The organism is Desulfatiglans parachlorophenolica (assembly GCF_055394735.1).
Window position 1 is genome coordinate 5,621,669 of record NZ_AP042460.1, and the last position, 17,816, is coordinate 5,639,484.

The 17,816-nt window shown below is 53.6% G+C and carries 17 protein-coding genes and 1 pseudogene; 6 read left to right on the plus strand and 12 right to left on the minus strand.

Going from position 1 to position 17,816, the window contains the following annotated elements:
- Window positions 1-63: 63 nt before the first annotated feature.
- A complete protein-coding gene (locus tag ACZ500_RS26115; protein WP_464230362.1) occupies window positions 64-630 on the minus strand; it encodes a transposase in 567 nt (188 codons plus the stop codon).
- Complete coding sequence (locus ACZ500_RS26120; protein WP_464230363.1) at window positions 519-1,232, minus strand: DUF4372 domain-containing protein; 714 nt, start codon at window positions 1,230-1,232, stop codon at window positions 519-521. The genes ACZ500_RS26115 and ACZ500_RS26120 overlap by 112 nt, the downstream gene beginning before the upstream one ends.
- Before the next feature lie 137 nt (window positions 1,233-1,369).
- On the opposite strand from ACZ500_RS26120, the gene ACZ500_RS26125 reads away from it, so the two are divergent.
- Window positions 1,370-2,038, plus strand: a complete 669-nt coding sequence (locus ACZ500_RS26125; protein WP_464230364.1) for a transposase — start codon at window positions 1,370-1,372, stop codon at window positions 2,036-2,038.
- Between the two features lie 76 nt (window positions 2,039-2,114).
- Here the strand turns inward: ACZ500_RS26125 and ACZ500_RS26130 are convergent, their stop codons facing one another.
- The 9 genes from ACZ500_RS26130 to ACZ500_RS26170 all read right to left on the minus strand — a co-directional run bounded on the left by ACZ500_RS26130 (window position 2,115) and on the right by ACZ500_RS26170 (window position 11,480).
- Window positions 2,115-3,041, minus strand: a complete 927-nt coding sequence (locus ACZ500_RS26130; protein ID WP_464230365.1) for a sulfotransferase domain-containing protein — start codon at window positions 3,039-3,041, stop codon at window positions 2,115-2,117.
- A 373-nt stretch (window positions 3,042-3,414) separates the two neighbouring features.
- Complete coding sequence (locus tag ACZ500_RS26135) at window positions 3,415-3,786, minus strand: transposase (RefSeq protein ID WP_464233126.1); 372 nt, start codon at window positions 3,784-3,786, stop codon at window positions 3,415-3,417.
- 166 nt (window positions 3,787-3,952) lie between these two features.
- Window positions 3,953-4,864, minus strand: coding sequence for a hypothetical protein (locus ACZ500_RS26140; RefSeq protein ID WP_464230366.1), 912 nt, complete (start codon window positions 4,862-4,864; stop codon window positions 3,953-3,955).
- Complete coding sequence (locus ACZ500_RS26145; RefSeq protein ID WP_464230367.1) at window positions 4,861-5,763, minus strand: Druantia anti-phage system protein DruA; 903 nt, start codon at window positions 5,761-5,763, stop codon at window positions 4,861-4,863. The genes ACZ500_RS26140 and ACZ500_RS26145 overlap by 4 nt, the downstream gene beginning before the upstream one ends.
- Before the next feature lie 356 nt (window positions 5,764-6,119).
- Window positions 6,120-7,166 carry a glycosyltransferase family A protein gene (locus ACZ500_RS26150; RefSeq protein WP_464230368.1) on the minus strand — a complete coding sequence of 349 codons (1,047 nt, stop codon included), beginning with the start codon at window positions 7,164-7,166 and terminating at the stop codon, window positions 6,120-6,122.
- Entirely contained in the window at window positions 7,115-7,849 is a 735-nt protein-coding gene (locus ACZ500_RS26155; RefSeq protein WP_464230370.1) for a sulfotransferase family 2 domain-containing protein, read from the minus strand. The genes ACZ500_RS26150 and ACZ500_RS26155 overlap by 52 nt, the downstream gene beginning before the upstream one ends.
- 35 nt (window positions 7,850-7,884) lie before the next feature.
- Window positions 7,885-8,568, minus strand: a complete 684-nt coding sequence (locus tag ACZ500_RS26160; RefSeq protein ID WP_464230371.1) for a hypothetical protein — start codon at window positions 8,566-8,568, stop codon at window positions 7,885-7,887.
- A gap of 1 nt (window position 8,569) precedes the next feature.
- On the minus strand, window positions 8,570-9,466 hold the full coding sequence (locus ACZ500_RS26165; protein WP_464230372.1) for a glycosyltransferase family 10 domain-containing protein: 897 nt from the start codon (window positions 9,464-9,466) through the stop codon (window positions 8,570-8,572).
- Window positions 9,467-9,551: 85 nt separating this feature from the next.
- Window positions 9,552-11,480 (minus strand): ABC transporter ATP-binding protein, encoded by a 1,929-nt coding sequence (locus tag ACZ500_RS26170; protein WP_464230373.1) that lies wholly within the window; start codon window positions 11,478-11,480, stop codon window positions 9,552-9,554.
- A gap of 16 nt (window positions 11,481-11,496) precedes the next feature.
- On the opposite strand from ACZ500_RS26170, the gene ACZ500_RS26175 reads away from it, so the two are divergent.
- Entirely contained in the window at window positions 11,497-12,882 is a 1,386-nt protein-coding gene (locus ACZ500_RS26175) for an ISAs1 family transposase (protein ID WP_464230374.1), read from the plus strand.
- A complete protein-coding gene (locus tag ACZ500_RS26180) occupies window positions 12,770-13,252 on the plus strand; it encodes an ISAs1 family transposase (protein ID WP_464230375.1) in 483 nt (160 codons plus the stop codon). Before ACZ500_RS26175 ends, ACZ500_RS26180 begins: the two co-directional genes overlap by 113 nt.
- A gap of 216 nt (window positions 13,253-13,468) precedes the next feature.
- Here the strand turns inward: ACZ500_RS26180 and ACZ500_RS26185 are convergent, their stop codons facing one another.
- Window positions 13,469-13,834, minus strand: coding sequence for a MarR family EPS-associated transcriptional regulator (locus ACZ500_RS26185; RefSeq protein WP_464230376.1), 366 nt, complete (start codon window positions 13,832-13,834; stop codon window positions 13,469-13,471).
- Between the two features lie 137 nt (window positions 13,835-13,971).
- On the opposite strand from ACZ500_RS26185, the gene ACZ500_RS26190 reads away from it, so the two are divergent.
- The 3 genes and pseudogenes from ACZ500_RS26190 (at window position 13,972) to ACZ500_RS26200 (ending at window position 17,683) form a co-directional block, all read left to right on the plus strand.
- Window positions 13,972-14,685, plus strand: coding sequence for a M15 family metallopeptidase (locus ACZ500_RS26190; protein WP_464230377.1), 714 nt, complete (start codon window positions 13,972-13,974; stop codon window positions 14,683-14,685).
- A gap of 51 nt (window positions 14,686-14,736) precedes the next feature.
- Window positions 14,737-15,558 (plus strand): caspase family protein, encoded by an 822-nt coding sequence (locus ACZ500_RS26195; protein ID WP_464230378.1) that lies wholly within the window; start codon window positions 14,737-14,739, stop codon window positions 15,556-15,558.
- Window positions 15,559-15,827: 269 nt separating this feature from the next.
- Window positions 15,828-17,683, plus strand: a pseudogene (locus ACZ500_RS26200) (SLC13 family permease).
- The last annotated feature ends 133 nt before the right edge of the window (window positions 17,684-17,816 follow it).

Genomic DNA, 17,816 nt, shown 5'->3' on the forward strand with positions numbered 1-17,816 from the left:
TTTTAAACCGGATTTGGCGGATTTGGAAATCAGGTTATACTTTCGACATGGATGCTGTCCCGATTATGAAAACGGGAAAGCCAGCTGTTCGTGGTCTAGGCCGAGGGGAGGTATTGCCCACGGCTCGTTCAGCCACCTCCAAAGATCTCGATAGGTAAAAAGGTTCATCCTGAGCAGCGCTACCAGGTTCGAAATGGACCAGGCGAAGGTGGTTCGTAATTGAAGATATTTCAGAATCAGCATGGCGATCAGTGCTGTCCAAATCTGGGTCTTCAGAGCGTTGGAAGAGGTTCCGACAAATGTTTTGATCTTCAGGTTCTGTGGCAACAGCTTGAAAAAGATCCCTATGTGCCATCTGTCCTTGTAAATGGCGGCGATGGTGACCGGCGAAAGCCGCATGTTGTTCGTGACGAACTCGAAGGTTTTGCTCCGTTCCTCGTCATGCCATAGGATCCTGCGGAAATATTCAGGACAGGCTTCCTCAGCCTTCTTGCTGAGAAGATGAATGATGTCATCGGCTAGGACACGGGTATCTTTCGGACAGGGTCTGCGCTCGCAAACCTCGAACTGGGCGTTCTTCTTGGCCCTGGTAACGAAGAAAACTCCTTGCTGGCACCACTTGCCCCACAACCGATAGTCGTTTTGTAGCCCCGGTCGTCCACAACGATAGTCCCCGGATCAAACCGGATTTGATGCGCCATCTTCACATCGGAGACGTTTCCATTGATAATCACCCCAAATGAAGGGAGATATCCGTCGTGATCCAAAACCAGGTGCAGTTTCACCGCTCCTTTCGTCCGCCGAAACTTGGTCCAATCAAAAACCTTTACGCACAGGTCGATGGTCGTGGAATCAAGGCTCATCAGCTTATTTTTGAACCGAAATTTTCGCTTGAATCCGGCTGTTTGGACCCGGCACTTCTCCAACAGGTTGAAAAACACCCTCTGGTAAAGCTCCCAAGGACGGTGCTCATTGGCATAAGCCAGGCTGGAGCGACTCGGCGCGCGAATTCCCAGATGGACCAGCTTTCCTTCGCAGGTTGCAAGACCGCCGCAGATTTCGCGCAGGCTATGCGCACGCCCCAATTGGCAGAAAAGCATCGCCACAATTTGTCCCCAGCATGTAAAGCCTCTGGCATGCCGTTCCGCCCGAGTCTCTTTCACCGCCGCCTCAAATTCCGTCCGCGGAAAAAGTTGCAGCAGCTGGTTAAATATACTACCGAACCTGTTCATGGGTATCAGACTCCTCTTGGTGTGTTTGTTTTTCCCAAAATCCTTATACATTAAAGAGGCTATACCCAGAAACCTCGATCACCTTCCCGACTCCGGCTTGCGCCTTACCTCCGCCCTAAACAGCCGCAATTCCTAATTTGGACAAGAGTGATGATCTGAAGGAGAAACTCAACCGACTTCGCGAAGACCTTTTCACGCTGCGCCGGGCTTATAGAGAGGGGCATCCCCACTCCCGCTTCCTGGAGGCAATCAGGGAACGGTACGAAAAAACGTACCCATCACTGCACCTGAGCCCGGCACTGTTCAACCTGAGCTTCTTCACGGAGGCTTCTCTTCCTGCCATGGGCTTTGAACTCAACCGTTACCAGATGGACGCCACGATCAAAAGAATGGCAAAAAGCATCCTGATCACGGACCACCATACGTGGACCCCCCAGGAGATATACTCGGCCTACAGAGATCGGCATCTCATCCAGAATCAGTTCCGGAAGACAAAACATCCTTTTCAAATCGCATTTATGCCCGAATACCATTCGACCGATTCGAAGATACGGATCCACGCCTTTGTTTGTATTGTCGCTCTGGTCTATCTCACGCTTCTGGAGCGCTCGCTTCGCGCCCATGGACTCAAGATGTCCGCCGCAGAGGCGGTGCGCCATCTCCGTGATTTGCGGATGGCCCTCTTCTGGCTTCCCGGCGCGAAGAAACCCGGACGGAGGTTGGAAGACCCTACATCTCAGCAAATAGCTGTTCTGGATGCTCTCGGTTTTGTGATCCAGGACGGTATGGTCCTACAAAAGCAGTAGCTACTTTTTACTGCGACAACAAAGGCTTGCTTCTTTTTTCACTTTCTTATTTGTAAACTCGAGTATAATAGCTCATTCATAAATTTTTCCAATGTGACAAATCTATATTAAGTAAATTTTCCGTATTTTTAATTTCATTTTCCAATTGCTTTTTAAGCTGTTCAGCTAATGATATTTCGAGTGCGGGTCTTGGAGCTGTTCTATAATTATAATTGTCAATATATTGTTTTAATTTGCTACGTACAAGTCGGCTTGGAAGAATTAAACAAACCAGGTAATTAAGAAATGTGAAGTGTCCTCGATTCAACCGAGTTAGAACAGTACTCCGGGCAATTGTATTTTTATTTATTTTTTTAATTGGTATTTTCTCTAAACCATCAATTTGCAGGAATAAACCCAAATTATATAGAAATGAAGATGGATTTTGGTTTAAATCATCATAAATACCAATAAAAACATTTTCTTTAGGAAAGTAATTGAAATAGCGTTGTATTTGTTTGCTGTAGCAAACCCATTCACTATAAAACAACCACTCTTTAACAGGTGTATGTTTTGGGATAGCAATATCCATCCTTCTTAATTTCTCCATTTCTAAGGCTTCCCGAAATGTTTTACAGGGTTCATATGCATATTTTCTATTTTGGTAGTATCTTGCATAAATAACGTCAATTGGATTGCGAATTAATATTATAATTTTAGCATTTGGTGAGAAAGTACTTATTTCCGAAGCGGCAGTCTCTGATAAGAGATAGCTTACCGAGGCTTCACCTCTGTACTTGAAAGATGAAGTATTTATAAATAAACCCAAATATTTTTCTTTTGAAATACGTGTATTCTGAAAACAAAGGTCATTTCCAAAATAAGTGGGCTCCTTTATTGGTGACATGAAAATGTCTGGATGTTTACTAAGATGATTATATAGAAAATATGTACCTGATTTGCCGACACCGACTACAAAGAGATTAGGCCTACTTTCAGGCGGTATAATCTCAAAATTATTCATTATTATGTCTACCCTTCATCTCTGAATGCCGATGCAATAAGGCCCCTTAGTCTATAAAGTCAGATCTGTATGGAAAAGGCAAAATTTGGCATCTAAAAAATCGAATAGATCTGTAGTAAAACCGCTTGGTTGTTATGATATTGCTTTGCTATGTAGTATCAATGTCATTGACTTAAGCTATGGGCTTGTAGGCCATAGCGGCAATTTTCAGTTTCGGCCCCCTTTTTCTTGGATTCTTCCGGCCTGGTCGGATAATCGATAAAGACTTACCGAGGAGCGAGAGGAGGCTCCGAAGGATTTTGGTGATGTGTCGCCGGGCAAAGAGGAGCAGCATATTGTTTTTCATAGACGAAAGCGCATAGGTGAAGTTGACCTAGTACCTGAGTCGTTCGGGATGGTTTTTGGCCTGCTGCTCAATAAGATCTTGAACTGGATGAACGATCATGGCAGTCAGGTAGGCTGTCAAAACTCTGGCGTGGAAATCTTGGAGGACAGCGAGGGAAGATTTTCCCGAGAAGTTCTCGATTTCGATGCGGCATTTGAAATGGCTGTAGGCGGTCTCCACAGACCAGCGCTTGGTGTACAGCTCTTTGAACTCAGCCAAAGGAAATTGGCGCTTGTGTAGGAGGGAAGTAAAGAGAACGACCTTTACCCTGTTTTTCAATGTGAACCGGAGGAATTCCCTGTCAAGATCTGAATCCTTTTTCATCCTACAAAGGAATTGAGAACCCCGGCTCAGGATCAGGGCAAAAAGCCAGTATGCGGGGTATCCCCGTCCAGAAGAAGAAGGTCGCCTTCACTGGAATTCTGCACGTGTTTAGCGGCTAATGAGCGTTTACCATCCCCTTTAGGTGCTAGAAATCCAGAACCTCGCGGGCGCCGGGGAAGGCCTGCTGCATGGCACTCCAGAGTCACGGCGCCCCGTCGCCCACCAGGCAGGGGCGGACCTTTTTCTGCGGGATCCGGGAGGCCGCCAACGAAAGGGCCTCCGTCAGTTCCTCGGCACTTCCAACCTGGTGCCAACTGGCGATATGCACGATACGGTCATCATCGATGAGATAGAGCCTGAAACCTTTGGCTTCTTTGTATTCACCCGGGCCCCATTTTTCATCGCGGCCCTCGCCGCGGGGGCGGGTGGGCGTATGCGCCCCGTCGGTAGCCGCTACGAGGACCGGACGCCGTCTTCCCTTGCCCTTTACCGTATCGATGCGCCGCTCGATCTCGGCCGCTGAGGGGATGACGGCTTCGGCCGTGGTCTCTTCTGCAAATTGCGCAAACAGATCGTGCATCTGATGATCGCTGAAGGAAAGGCCGGTGGATTTGAAAAACAGCTCGCTTGCCCGCTCAAAGGGCAGATCGGCCAGAAATTCCAGGCCCAGTTTCTGCAGGTCGTGCTGTTTTTTGCGGGAAGAGAGCCCGAGCACCTCATCGGCGGGCGAAAAGCCATGCTTGCACGAGGCGCAGTAAAAATAGGGCCGAGTTACGGTCGCCGGCCCGAGCACGGTCTCGATCGTGCGGGGGGCGTGAACGCTTCTCCTGATCTTCTTCTTGCATATGGGACACTCGGCCAGATCCTGTGAAAGGATGCCCCCGTGTTTCGTCTGGATGGATTCCTGCAGGATAGCGGCCAGCAACTCGGGTTTAGCCTTGCTGATGGCCTGGGTGATGTCCATCAGGGTCATTTTCTTCTCCGAAACCAGGTCTTCGGCCAAGGCATCGACAAAGTCATCGATGGCTTTGTGCATCATCTCACGGTACCTCGCAAGCAGTCTTTGCTGGATCCGGTCCTCCACAGAGGCCAGATCGAGGGCGGCGTTCATCATCGGACGCCTCCTTCGCCAAGATACTGCAACCGCTTGCGGAAATCACGGACAAGCGGGAAAAGGAGCACATCTTTTTTCCGGCCGTGTTCATAAAACCGGTTGTCCTTCTTGGCATAGCCGGCGGTTTCCCCTGCCAGGGTCCAGTTGGCAGCCTTGTAGCAGGTTCCGCGAAACCGAGCCTGGTCGACAAAGGTTTCGAGCAGAAAGGCCGGATAGCCGTAAAAGGCGTGCCAGTCCCTGCCGATGATCCGAGCCGAAAGACCGAGCAGATGTGACGCTAGATTCTTGCAGCGGACCCAGGGAAGCAGGAGAAAGCGGTTGTTGTTCACCACATGGCGGATGTTTCTGTTTCGGGCCTGAGGGTCCCAGCCGATGAAACGGTCCCGGGCGGCGATCCGGAATACGCTCGAACTCCACGACAGACACGCAACCGGCCGGTCGGCGGACCAGGCGATGTACTTCAGATGGGATCCGACGATGATTCGGAAGCCTTCGTAATGATAGCGATAGACCAGATAGTTCCACAATCCCTCATGGGGTGTCCGCCTGACCATTGCCAGTCTGATGGGGGGCAGGTCTTCGATCGCCGTTTCCATAGGGGTATCATCGACTTCCGGCGGTTCAGGCGGCGGAACGTAATAGCGCCGGTTTGGCGGGTTCGCAAGGCCCCTTTTCGACGGCGGCAAGGTGATGAGGTCTTTGCTTTCGAGCTTCCTCAGCAAAATCCTGCATACCTGCCCTTTGAGGTGGCCGTTTTCCTGCCGCCAGTCCCACAGGCGGCAAAGCTCCCTGGAAATGGCCACACGGCCCTGAGTCCATTGTCGGGCGATAACCGATCGGATCTGATCCAGTTCTTTCGATCCGATCTGTCTGTCGCGAATGACGAGATCCGTACCCATGGTCTTGCCTTCTTTCTGCTAGGGAGGTAGCAAGACCCATCTCGGAACGCAAGGGTTTTTTTAGAAACGCGTAATGCTCCCTCTTTAACTGGTACAATAAGCACCACCACCATTCTGGTATCGCCATGATGACACCGGAAAACCTTCACTACAGACATGCCCAGACCATTCAGAAACAACGCCAAGAAGTCCTCTTTGAGGCCTTCCAGCGCTTTCCCAATAGGTTCAAGGGCATCGTACCAAAACCTACCCCCTTACCCGTTGGCGCATGGATCAACAAACCGACGGCGAGTGGTTCCGGGGTACAGTAATTTATCGCATGGCGTGTCTCATTTTCATTGACACATTCCGCCGCCTCAACGATGAATGATCCGCTTGATCAGTCGCAGAAACGGTTTCATCCGCTCCGGCAGCCCGGCGCGTCCGAGACGAAGCAGGTAAGCGAACTCTCGGACTGTCACAATCGACGACAGAATCGAACCCCAGGCAATGTCCTGCCCCGTCGCGCGACAGATACGGACATACCGCAAGCCGAATTGTCTGACCCGAAAACGCCAAGCGGGCAAGTCAGCCGCCACCAAGCCGGGCTCACGGGCCATGAACTCGAGCGTCTCATGAAGAGTACGGAGCACGCCGGAAACGTTTCGCGCATCTACGCCGCTGGTCATGATCGATCCCGCTCGGATGCGTCGTCTGAAATAGGCCTCCGGCACAACCACCGTCGTGTCGCTCAACGCCAGCAAGGGGAAAAAAACCGCCTCGTCCTCGTGGATGATCGGCGCAAAAGCGAGCCGATGCTCGGACCACAGTGACGTTTTGGTTACATAAAGACCGGCCAAGGCCGATATCTCTCCGCGCCGGACAAGTTCCATCAGCAAGCCGCTATGTCGAGAAAACCGACCTCGAACACTCCGCCGATAGACCGGAGAGAAGGGGTGGTAACAATCGTGGTCGCGAAAGGTTTCGCCAGCGAAGAGGATGATATCCGGGTTGGTGTTCTCCAAAATGATTTCCCGGACTCGCTCGATGAAATCTTCCTTGATCAGATCATCGGAGTCAAAGAAGTAGACGTACTGGCTTTGAGCGAGTGCACGCCCCAGATTGCGAGCGGGGCCGGTGCCATTGTTCTTGGTCCTGACGATTCGAAACCCCGGGAGTTTGGCGTAGTCGGCCAGCACCTCCGACGTCCCGTCCGTGCTCCCGTCGTCAACGACAATGACCTCGTCGGGCGCGACCGTCTGTTGGCGCACAGATTCGAGCGCCTCCCGTACGTAGTTCTCCACATTATAGGCGGGGATTACGACGGCAACCGTCGGCAATTCTGCCAACTGCACTTGTTCTCCAGACCCGATCACGGCGTCAAGCCCGCGTGCAATGACACTGCTTTCTCTGGTGTTCCCCATTCGTCGTATCCGAAGAACTCGAAATCATTCTGGTAAGTTCTGCGGATACTCTGAAATACCTCTCGATCGATCTCCACGCCCTGCCGCTTCGCAGCGTTCATCCTTGACTCCTTGGCGAATTCGAGGCGCCGCCCCAGATTGTCCGGCATTAGGGTTTTCAGTAGCTCGATGTGATCGTTAAGGAACTCCGTCTTGCCGACATAATCCATAAAGATTTTGTAATGTCCCGTGGCCGGCAGGCTCAGAAACTCAGACTGTTGTTTCAAGTGAATAATGGCGTTTCGGAAACCCGGATCCTCGCAAGTTTCAGCGAAGGCTCGCGGCGAAGCAAAAGCTTCCGGAAAACGTTGTTGATAATCCGCATCTCGACTCGACATACCACCAGCGAGAAGGTAATGATAAGTAGACACAAATCGAAAATAGGGATGCCTGACGAAGATAAACTTAAATGCCTGTTCCGTAAAAATCGGATTGGACTTCCAGAACGACTCGATGGATCGATGACCATTACGATATCCGAATAGACATAAATTGATCGTCGAACCTGCTGCCTTTGGCACGTGAACAAAAATCGTGTTGCTTTGCCGCAATGCGCTTGGAATTTGGGAATATTCGTCAGCATGCCGTGACGAGAGATCGCCACGGATTTTTCGCGCCATTTTTTTAATCAATGGATTGCGCACATTGCTTCCTCTAGAGGAAATTTCGATCCTCGGGATCACTCGTCATTTTGACCGAACAGAGATTCATGCAGCTCATTCGGGTACACGCACAGCACATCCAGCGGTTCAATTCCCTCAAGCAAGCGGAACGACACGTCAGGGACTTCCATCGCCAGTTTTAGGATCGTCAATAGATCCACAAACTTACCCCAACCAGGCTTAATCATCGAAATCAGTGCATTAGGATCGAACAGCGCGTTTCGCGCGGCCTGAACACGCCCCACGACACCATGGGGAGGGGCGCCTTTAGCGCCAACGATCCTCATATCGTCGATCAACAGGACAGCTTTGCCATTGAATGCCAGGTTGATAGCGGCGATCTCGAAAACGAGCGGGCATGGATTACCATCCGTTAGGGTTCCATCTTTGAAAACATGGGTATGAGCGTCTAACCAGAAGATCGGGTACATCACCTCATTCAATTTCGCAAAATCCACAAGGCGACCGATATTCTTCTCAGCGTCTCCCAGTACGTAATCAATGTGTGCCTCTTTTGACAAAGGGTGCTCTGCAATGCGCTTTTTAGCTATGTCTAGGTTGATCCTAGAGATTTCTACAGTCGCGATTTTTTTGAATCCTGCTTCCAGTGCCTTGATAACCGCGTTGCCGTGGTAAGTCCCAGTCTCACAGAACACATCCGATATCCGAGCGAATGGTTCAAGGCTGAAATTAATGGGCATTTTAGGCTCCCTGGATAAATTCGATCAGTGGCTCGAGTCTTGGTCGAGTTCGCAGCAGAGGAACAGTCAGCAACGCCTGAAGGTACTCCCCTGCCCCCGCAAGTTCCGCGAAAACTTCCCGACATTGGAGATCATCCAGTCCATACAGGTTTACAACCGCCTTCGGGTTGAAATCCTCCGCCAAGTCATCAGGACGGCACCATGAGATCGGGACGCAGCCAGAGTGAAAAGCTTCGGGGATTTTTTCGGTAATGTAACCGTCACCAATGGCATTTTCTGGACACAAGGAAAATCGGTACCCCTCCATCACGGGCATTTTTGGCTGCTGGCGATTGTCCGAACCGAAAGCGCCGCCGAACCCATCGCAGCCCAGCACCTCATTTGTCAGTTGAAACAGCCGACGTCGCGGTTCATTCAAATGCTTGGAGAACAGCACTGTGCGATTCAAGCGAGACGCTAGCTGTGCCTTGCTATAACTCTCTGAAATCGGCTTCATCAGGCGATCAATGGACAGACGCCTACCATAACGCCGGTACGCAGGCTGATTTTCTAGGTCTGGCCAGTCCAGATGCCACATCCAATAGGGGAAACGCAGGACATCCTTGCGACCCGGATAACCGCGCCAGAAACCAATTTGTTTTTGAGCTCTTTTAAACTCTGGCTCCCTGTTTTCTCCAGTAATGAAAAAGTCTGCTTTGGACTGCGTAAGTTGCGATATTACTCTAACCGAAAAAGAACTCCAGCCTTTTGAAAACGGCCCAATGACTTTTATTTGTTTTCTCAAATCACACAGGAATCGATGAATTAAAAAACAATTTGGATCAAAACCAAACCAAAAGTCAAAATATACGACCTGTTCCTGCTTCACCGCTCTAAAAATCTTTAAAAGTCTGCTCATAAAGAGTAAAATCTTTGTCACACAATTTATAAATTCTGTTCATTCCGCTGCTGGTTTTCCTCGAGTTAAGCGGGTTATATTACCGTTACAGGGTTTGCATAGCTACCAATTTACCGAATCGTGAGTCACCTGCATCACGAAGTTGTTGATAGGGTCCGTGCTCTACCAAGCGCCCGTTGTCGAAAATATACACGTGATCAACGTTTCGAATGGTGGATAGGCGGTGCGCAATGATGACAACAGTTATGCGCCCTTTCAGTGCATCGATACTCTGTTGGATGAAGGTTTCAGATTCAGTGTCTAGGGAACTGGTAGCTTCATCGAGGATCAACAAGCTCGGTTTACGGAATAATTCGCGTGCAATGAATAAACGCTGTCTCTGTCCACCTGAAAGGCGGATGCCACGGTCACCGACCAGGGTTTGGTATCTATTCGGTAGCGTTTCAATGAACTGCGCGATGTGCGCTTGCTGGGCAGCTTCGCGGACGCGTTCCTCTAGAAGATGATCTTTAGTAATGTCGCCTTCCCACATGCAGATGTTGTTCGCGATGGTATCGTCAAAGACAACCGTCTCTTGTGAAACATAGCCGATCTGCTTGCGCCAATCTGCGATGTGGATTTTGTCAGCCGGTATACCGTCGATGAACAGCTGTCCTTTCTGAGGTTTGAGCATAAGAGTGAGAATGTCGCCGATTGTAGATTTGCCAGCGCCGGATTCCCCGATTAGCGCGATGGATGTGCACAAGGGGATGTCGAGGCTGACGTCCTTCAACACGTCTCCGATTTCAGCTGAGTAACTGAAATAGACGTTGCGAAGGCTGATCCCTTGGGCAAGGGGGGGCACGGGCTGAGCTGCGTCAGGTTCACGGTGTTGGTGCTGAGCGTCGAATTCATCCCGGACCAACTCCAAACTTCCGATCTGATTGAGTGTATTAAGCCATGAAATCTGTGTGCTCAGGATGGCATTCAGGCCTCGGTAAAATAGGACGATGGATACCAGGATCGGTGTCAGGGGCTGTTGCAGGAGGACAATTTGCACCAACACGATGAGCATGATGAAGACAACGGTGACAGGCTCCCGAACTGCGGTGGTAAAAGCCTGAGCGATGCCGCGGCGCATCTCCTGGCCGGTGAGGCGACGTATGGATGCCATGATATTGGTGCGTATGGGGCCGGATTGGCCGGTAGCGGTGAGGTATTTAAAGGCGTGGAGAAATTGGATCAACAGTTTGGATAGGTGGCCGTTTTCGGTTGCGCTTTTTCGCGAAAGCTTCCGCACATAAATGTTGAGCCAGCGGAAAAGCAGCATAAGAAGGATGCCAATGAGCAGGGCCATGAGCCCGAAGCGCCAGGTCACGGCGAAGGCGAGGCCGATGTAGACCGCAGCGGAAATCAATTGGGAGCCGAATAGCATCAGGAAATGAAAAGAATTCAACATCTGCGTGATCTGTTCGTTGATGACGTTGATGAAGTGGCCAGTGTCTCGCTCGGCATAGTAAAGGTAACTCATGCGTCTGTAGTCATCGAACAGCCGTGCTTTGAGTTCGCGCAGCAATCGAGCGCGGAGTGTGGCGTTAAAGGCTTGAGCGCCGAAGACCAGGGCGCCTTTTGCGATGAAAGCAAGGGTGATAAGTATGACCAAGGCTGCAGTGGATTGAGCCCAACCGAAGCTGGTGAGCAAGTCGTGGAGCAGTTTGTTGATTCCCGTAATGGGCTCTGCGACGGCCCCCCCGCTCTTGCCGTCGAACCCTTGCAAGAGGGGCAGCAGCATGAGAATGCCCACACCCTCGGCCAGCGCCCCGACCAAGGTCAGCCCGAACACCAGGTAGATACGTGCACCTAGATACGTCTGGTAGACGCGCAGGTAATGGGGGATATCGCAGAGAGGATTTTTGTGCATTGCAATGGTTTTGGGGGCGGCTAGAACTTGAAGATAGGTCAGGGCTCCGTCAAAGTCAGCCAACGTCAAGTGAGCCGGCCCTAAAGAAATAGCGCTGGCTTTTTGTTTTTTCATTTGCTATGCTGAGGTTATGGCCAGCGTAGCAATCCAAAACTTTTTCTCAGACAACCCCTTGCGGGTGCGCCTTGCTCGGCGCGATGAGTTGCCGAAATGGCGCGACTTGATGCGCCGGCATCACTATCTCGGGTTCGAGCGTATTGTCGGCAGCGCCCTCCACTATGTCGCCACCATTGGCGACCAATGGGTCGCACTCCTCGGTTGGGGCTCCGCCGCCTTGAAATGTGCTCCCCGAGATCATTACATCGGTTGGGACCCTCATCTTCACTACCGGCGTCTGCACCTTGTCGCCAACAATGTCCGATTTCTCATTCTTCCCGATTGCCACCAGCCGAATCTGGCCTCACGCCTGCTCGCCATGAACCTCAAGCAGCTTAGCCGCGACTGGCTCCGATTTCATGGCCACCCCATCCTGCTTGCTGAAACCTTTGTTGACTCCACTCGTTTCCGTGGCACCTGCTACCGGGCTGCTGGATGGAAAGAACTCGGCCAGACCCTCGGCTATTCCAAGCGAAACCGCGGGTACTGGCACAACGGCTCTCCAAAGCTCATCTTTGTCCGTCCCTTGGTTGCCAACGCCGTATCTCACCTCTGCGCCCCATTTCTCCCGCCGGTGGCGCTTAACCCGAAGGAGGCTGAGCCTATGATCGATGTCAACCGCTTGCCCCTGGAAGAGCAAGGAGGACTCATGCAACTCCTTAATAACATAACCGATCCGCGCAAACCGCGAGGGGTCCGCCATTCGGTCGCTACGGTTGTTGCCATAGCCGTCTGCGCCGCACTCTCCGGAGCCCGCAGCTTCACCGCCATTGACGAATGGGCGCAATCGCTGAGCATTGACGCTCTTCGCCGAATGGGTTCCAAGCGACCCAAACCACCCTCGGAATCAACCATTCGCCGTGTGCTTCAACAAATCGACTCCGCAACCTTCGATGCTCAAATCGGCGACTGGATTGTCGACAAGTTCCCTCTGGCAGGAAAAGCGCTCGCCGTGGACGGAAAAACACTGCGTCGCGCCCATGATGTCGGCCAACGCCCTCCGCACCTGCTCAGCGCTATTCTCCACCAGGAAGCGGTTGTTGTCGGACAGCTCGCTGTAGAGGAAAAAACCAACGAAATCCCAAAACTTAAAGAACTGCTCCAGCCACTGCCCCTCGATGGCGCCGTCGTTACCGCCGATGCCCTCCATACCCAAAAGGACACCGCGCGTTTCCTGGTAGAAGAAAAGGGGGCGGAGTATCTCTTCATTGCCAAAGACAACCAGCCAACCCTCCGCCAGGACATCGTTGACCTCAACCTCAACGCTTTTCCCCCCTCAGCATTGCCAAATCGACAAGGCGCATGGCCGCCTGGAAACCCGCCGGATACGGGTCAGCGCCGAACTAAACGACTATCTTGACTTCCCCCATGTCGGGCAAGTCTTCTGCATAGAGCGTAACACCGAGGAGATCTCCACCGGTAAAACCCGCAATGAAACCGTCTACGGGCTCACCTCACTTAGCCATGCCAAGGCCAGTCCAAAGCAAATTCTGTCTCTGGTTCGTGGCCATTGGTCCATCGAAAACCGTTTGCACTGGGTGCGCGACGTCACCTATGATGAAGACCGTTGCCGTATTCGAAAAGGCAATGGCGCGCAGGTTATGGCCTCGCTCCGTAATCTGTCAATATCCTTGTTGCGTATGGCCGGCGCCCGCTATATCGCCCCGGCGTTGCGATACTGTAGCCGCATAGGCCTCGGGGTCTTGCGCTTCCTAGGGGTGCAGCTTTGACTTTGCCGGATCCCTGGAAGATAGGTTCGGTTTCTTGTTAGTCGTGCGCTTATCCGTTATCTATTGTAGATTGATGTGCAGGTCTTGGTCGGAATCTAGCCAAAAAAGGGACGGATTGGCAGCTAGCAAAGGGCGGTGATTACAGCTCCGCCGGGTAAGTTACATCCGTTAATGTGATATAACTTACCGATAAAATTATATTTACAGCCGATTGGGTCAGCTGTCTTGTTGCTCTTTGGAAGGGTGGACTTCCTTTTGCAAGGACTCGATCTCCCTTCTAAGGGCTTCGTACTCGCGCAGCTTGCGTTTCAAAAAGGTTGCGGCGAGGCGCAGCTTTTCTTCGAGGCCGGCCGAGGTCAGTTTATAGATATAGGCTGCTTTGGCCTTGGCGTTTTTGAAACGCTGGGCTTTTACCATGCCCTTTTGAATCAACGCCCTGACGCAGTAGTTCGTCTTGCCTATACTAATGCCAGCCAGCCGCGCCATCTCCCGTTGGGTCAAACTGCGGTCGGCCTCGGCGATGATCCGAAGCAGCCGCAGGTGAATTTCTTGCTCATAGGCGCCCGGGAGGTATTTGTTCATGACGAGAATTTACTGCCATGGACAGGGCGGAAATGTCAAGTTTAAAAGGTTTCCGGGGTGGGTTAGAGGCGCGGTGGAGTTTTTGCAGCAGGGTGAGAGGGGGAAGAAAATTGAAATGCGGAATGAAAGGAGGGTGCATGAGGGGGTTAAGAGAGGTAGGTTCGAAAGGAGTCCTGGCCTTTGTCGTTGCGGTTTTGTTTTTCGCGTGGGTGATGCCGGCGGTTGGGGATTCCGGATCGATGCCGGAGGATTTTGTGGATGTCGGGGCCTACATTCCTTCGATGGCTTTGGATATCCGGTACTACACGGAGAATAACTTCGTCGGGGAAAGAATCGACGGCTATGAAGCGCCGAAGTGCTTCCTGACCCGGGCGGCGGCGGATGCCTTGAAGGAGGTGCAGGAAGAACTGCTCGAAAGGGGCCTTTCTCTGAAGGCCTGGGACTGCTATCGGCCGCAGCGGGCGGTGGATCATTTTGTGAGGTGGGCCGCGGATCCGGCGGATCAGAAGATGAAGGCGACGCATTATCCGGGGGTGGAGAAGGAGACCCTTTTCAGGGATGGATACATTGCGGCGAAGTCCAGCCATACGAGGGGGAGCACCGTCGATGTGACGATCATCGATCTCGGAGCCGGCGGGGCGGAATGGGATATGGGGTCTCCCTACGATTTTTTTGGAACCTTGTCGCACACGATCAACGGTGAGATCTCAGAGGAGCAGCAGCGGAGCCGGCTTTTTTTGAAATCGTTGATGGAAAAGCGCGGCTTCAAGAATTTGGAGGAAGAATGGTGTCACTATACGCTCGACAACGAACCGTATCCGGATCTATATTTTGACTTTCCAGTGCGGTAGGGCGGCGGATGGTGAAGTTTTTTTCCGGTAGCTTCTTGAAGGGGGTGACCAATGGCCAATAAAGCGCTTCTCGTTGGTGTGAATCAGTACAGGCTTCCCGGTGCGGATCTTCAGGGGTGCGTCAACGATGTGACGAATGTGCGGGATGTCCTGCTCAAGTACTTCGGCTTCACGGTGAAGCAGATCCGCGTGCTGGTGGACGCACGGGCGACCAAGGCGGCGATCTTCAAACGGCTTGAATGGCTGGTCAAGGGGGCCAAAGAGGGGGACCGGCTGCTTTTTCACTTCTCGGGGCACGGGTCGCAGATCCGGGATCGAAGCGGAGACGAGCTGAAGGACCGGCTGGACGAGATTCTTTGCCCCCATGACATGGACTGGGACGGCACCTACATCATCGACGACGAACTCAAGACCTTTTTCGGGAAGGTGCCGACGGGGGTGCGGTTGGATGTCTTGCTGGATTGCTGCCATTCCGGGACGGGCACGCGGGAGGCCTTTGCGATGGCGGCGCTTCCCGAGGAGCGGGTGTTCCGGCCACGGTTCCTGCCGCCGCCGATCGACATCCTGTGCCGTCAGATGGATGAGGAAGAAGACCTCAAGGTCAAGCGATTGTTGAAGGCGACGAACCCTGTAAACCATGCCCTGTTTGCTGGATGCCGGGACAATCAGACATCGGCCGACGCCTACATAGGGGGGTCCTATAACGGGGCGTTTACGTATTATTTCTGCAAGCACGTGCGCGATACGCAGGGCAATCTTGCAAGGTCCGAGCTGATGAAACGGCTGCGGGCCTCGTTGAAGTTTGAAGGGTACAGCCAAGTCCCGCAGTTGGAGTGCCAGGCGGCGCGGCGCAAGAAGCGGCTGCTCGACTGAAGCGAAAGAGACATTGGGGCCATTTGGTGAAAAACGGGCGCAGAGTCGAATCTGCGCCCATTTTTGTGCGGAGCGCATCACAGGGGCGGAACGGTTCAAGGCGCGGGAATGGAATGGGGCCGGATCGGCCGGATAAATGAACGTCAAGCCAAAAGACTCATCACACTGCCGCCGCCGCGAAAACGGGTTCTTCGGAGGGGCTCTTTTCGGATATTCCCGACGAATAGATAAAGAGATTCGATCGGTTCACCCCGTCTGCGGGAGGGATGATGACACAGGATCAGGTTGTGATCGTTGGGCTCATAGGTGCGACGATGGCGATGTTTCTGTGGGGGCGGTGGCGGCACGATATGGTTGCCCTGGGCGCCTTGATCGCCTGCGTGGTCTTGGGGCTGGTGGAGCCTCAGGCGGTCTTTTGCGGGTTCGGGCATCCGGCTGTGATCACGGTGGCCTGTGTGTTGATTTTAAGCTACGGGCTCCAGGCCACGGGAGCGGTCGATGCGCTGGCGCAAAGGATCCTCCCGAAGCGGGCGGTCCGACGTTGAGCATCGTGGCGCTGACGGGCCTTGCGGCTGTATTGTCCGGTTTTATGAACAACGTCGGGGCGTTGGCGCTCCTGATGCCGGTGGCGATTCAGATGTCGGGGAGGCAGGGCATGCCGCCGGGAAAGTTCCTGATGCCGCTTGCCTTCGGATCGATTCTGGGGGGGACGACGACCCTGATCGGCACGCCGCCCAATTTGATCGTCTCGGGGTTCCGGGCGGAGTCGGGGGCGGGGGGGTTCGCCATGTTCGATTTCACCCCGGTGGGATTGGTGATTACCGTCGTAGGGGTTCTTTTCGTGGGGCTGATCGGGTGGCGGCTGGTTCCCATGAGAAAACAGTCGGATGCCGAAGGGTTCGAAACCGGCACATATCTGAGCGAGGTCCGCATCCTCGAAGACAGCAAGGCCGTCGGGAAGACCCTGCGTGAGGTGGAACATGACCTTGACGAGGCCGATGCTCAGATCGTCGGGATGGTGCGGCATGACCTCCATCTGTCCGCACCGAATCCCGGGCGCATCCTGCGGGCGGATGATATCCTCATCATCGAGGCTGAGCCCGAATCGCTCGCTTCGGCCCTTTCGAGCCTGGGTCTCAAGCTCGAAGAAGAGGTGCCGGTGGACCGGAAGGACAAGGCGCTGGGGGAAGGGGCGGACCGGGAGGAGAACGGGAAGGAGGGGGAAGAAGGATCTGCGGAGGAGAGCAAGGGGCGGAAGTCGGAATCCGGCGAGATCGTCATCCGGGAACTGGTTGCCATGCCACAAGGGGTCCTGGTCGGACGCTCGGCGACCGACATCGATCTCCGGAGCCGATATGGGATCAATCTGCTGGCTGTCTCGCGCCATGGCAGGCGCTCGGTCAAACGCCTGCGGTCCACTGCGGTCCAGGCCGGGGATGTGCTTCTCATGCAGGGGACGCCGCCGGCTTTGTCGGGATTTGCCGCCGAATTCGGGTGTTTGCCGCTCGCTGTGCGGGACATCCGAGTGCCCAAGAAGGGGCAGGCCCTGACAGCCACCCTCGTTATGGCGGCTGCGATCGGGGTTGCCGCTCTCGGGGTGCTCCCTGCGGCGGTGTCCTTCGCGGCCGGGGCGTTGGCCTTCGTCGTGATCGGGGTGATTCCGGTCCGCTCCATTTATGATGCGGTGGATTGGCCCGTGGTCGTCCTTCTCGGGGCGATGCTGCCGGTGGCGGATGCCATGAAGTCAACGGGGGCGGCTGATATGATCGCGCGCTTCCTTCTCGAGTATGTCGTGCAAGGGGATGCGGTAGCTGGTTTGGCCGTTATCCTGATGGGGACCATGATTCTGACGGATTTCATGAACAATGCCGCAACGGCGGCCGTCATGTGCCCGATAGCGATCGGCACGGCGGTCCAGCTCGGGGTGAACGCCGACAGCTTCCTGATGGCAGTCGCCATCGGGGCGTCCTGCGCGTTCCTGACGCCCGTCGGACATCAGAACAACACGTTGATTCTGGGCCCGGGGGGTTTTGGCTTCGGGGATTACTGGCGGATGGGGCTGCCGACGGATATCCTGGTGGTCTGCATCGGCGTGCCGATGCTCCTTTGGGTTTGGCCGCTTTGACAGAGTGGGGGCGTTCGTACACGGTGTCGGATGCGGGCGTGCTGTGGAATGTCCTCTTCGACTGCTGCCATTGGGGCATCGGCCTGCGGGAGGCCATTCCGATTTGGTTCAGCGGGCTATTCGCCTTCCAAGG

Coding starts and splice junctions, on each gene's coding strand:
- ACZ500_RS26190 (WP_464230377.1), top strand. CDS start 13,972: ATGAGGGGGTTAAGAGAGGTAGGTTCGAAAGGAGTCCTGGCCTTTGTC.
- ACZ500_RS26185 (WP_464230376.1), bottom strand. CDS start 13,834: ATGAACAAATACCTCCCGGGCGCCTATGAGCAAGAAATTCACCTGCGG.
- ACZ500_RS26145 (WP_464230367.1), bottom strand. CDS start 5,763: ATGGGTACGGATCTCGTCATTCGCGACAGACAGATCGGATCGAAAGAA.
- ACZ500_RS26170 (WP_464230373.1), bottom strand. CDS start 11,480: ATGAAAAAACAAAAAGCCAGCGCTATTTCTTTAGGGCCGGCTCACTTG.
- ACZ500_RS26160 (WP_464230371.1), bottom strand. CDS start 8,568: ATGCCCATTAATTTCAGCCTTGAACCATTCGCTCGGATATCGGATGTG.
- ACZ500_RS26175 (WP_464230374.1), top strand. CDS start 11,497: ATGGCCAGCGTAGCAATCCAAAACTTTTTCTCAGACAACCCCTTGCGG.
- ACZ500_RS26165 (WP_464230372.1), bottom strand. CDS start 9,466: ATGAGCAGACTTTTAAAGATTTTTAGAGCGGTGAAGCAGGAACAGGTC.
- ACZ500_RS26150 (WP_464230368.1), bottom strand. CDS start 7,166: ATGGGGAACACCAGAGAAAGCAGTGTCATTGCACGCGGGCTTGACGCC.
- ACZ500_RS26140 (WP_464230366.1), bottom strand. CDS start 4,864: ATGATGAACGCCGCCCTCGATCTGGCCTCTGTGGAGGACCGGATCCAG.
- ACZ500_RS26130 (WP_464230365.1), bottom strand. CDS start 3,041: ATGAATAATTTTGAGATTATACCGCCTGAAAGTAGGCCTAATCTCTTT.
- ACZ500_RS26120 (WP_464230363.1), bottom strand. CDS start 1,232: ATGAACAGGTTCGGTAGTATATTTAACCAGCTGCTGCAACTTTTTCCG.
- ACZ500_RS26195 (WP_464230378.1), top strand. CDS start 14,737: ATGGCCAATAAAGCGCTTCTCGTTGGTGTGAATCAGTACAGGCTTCCC.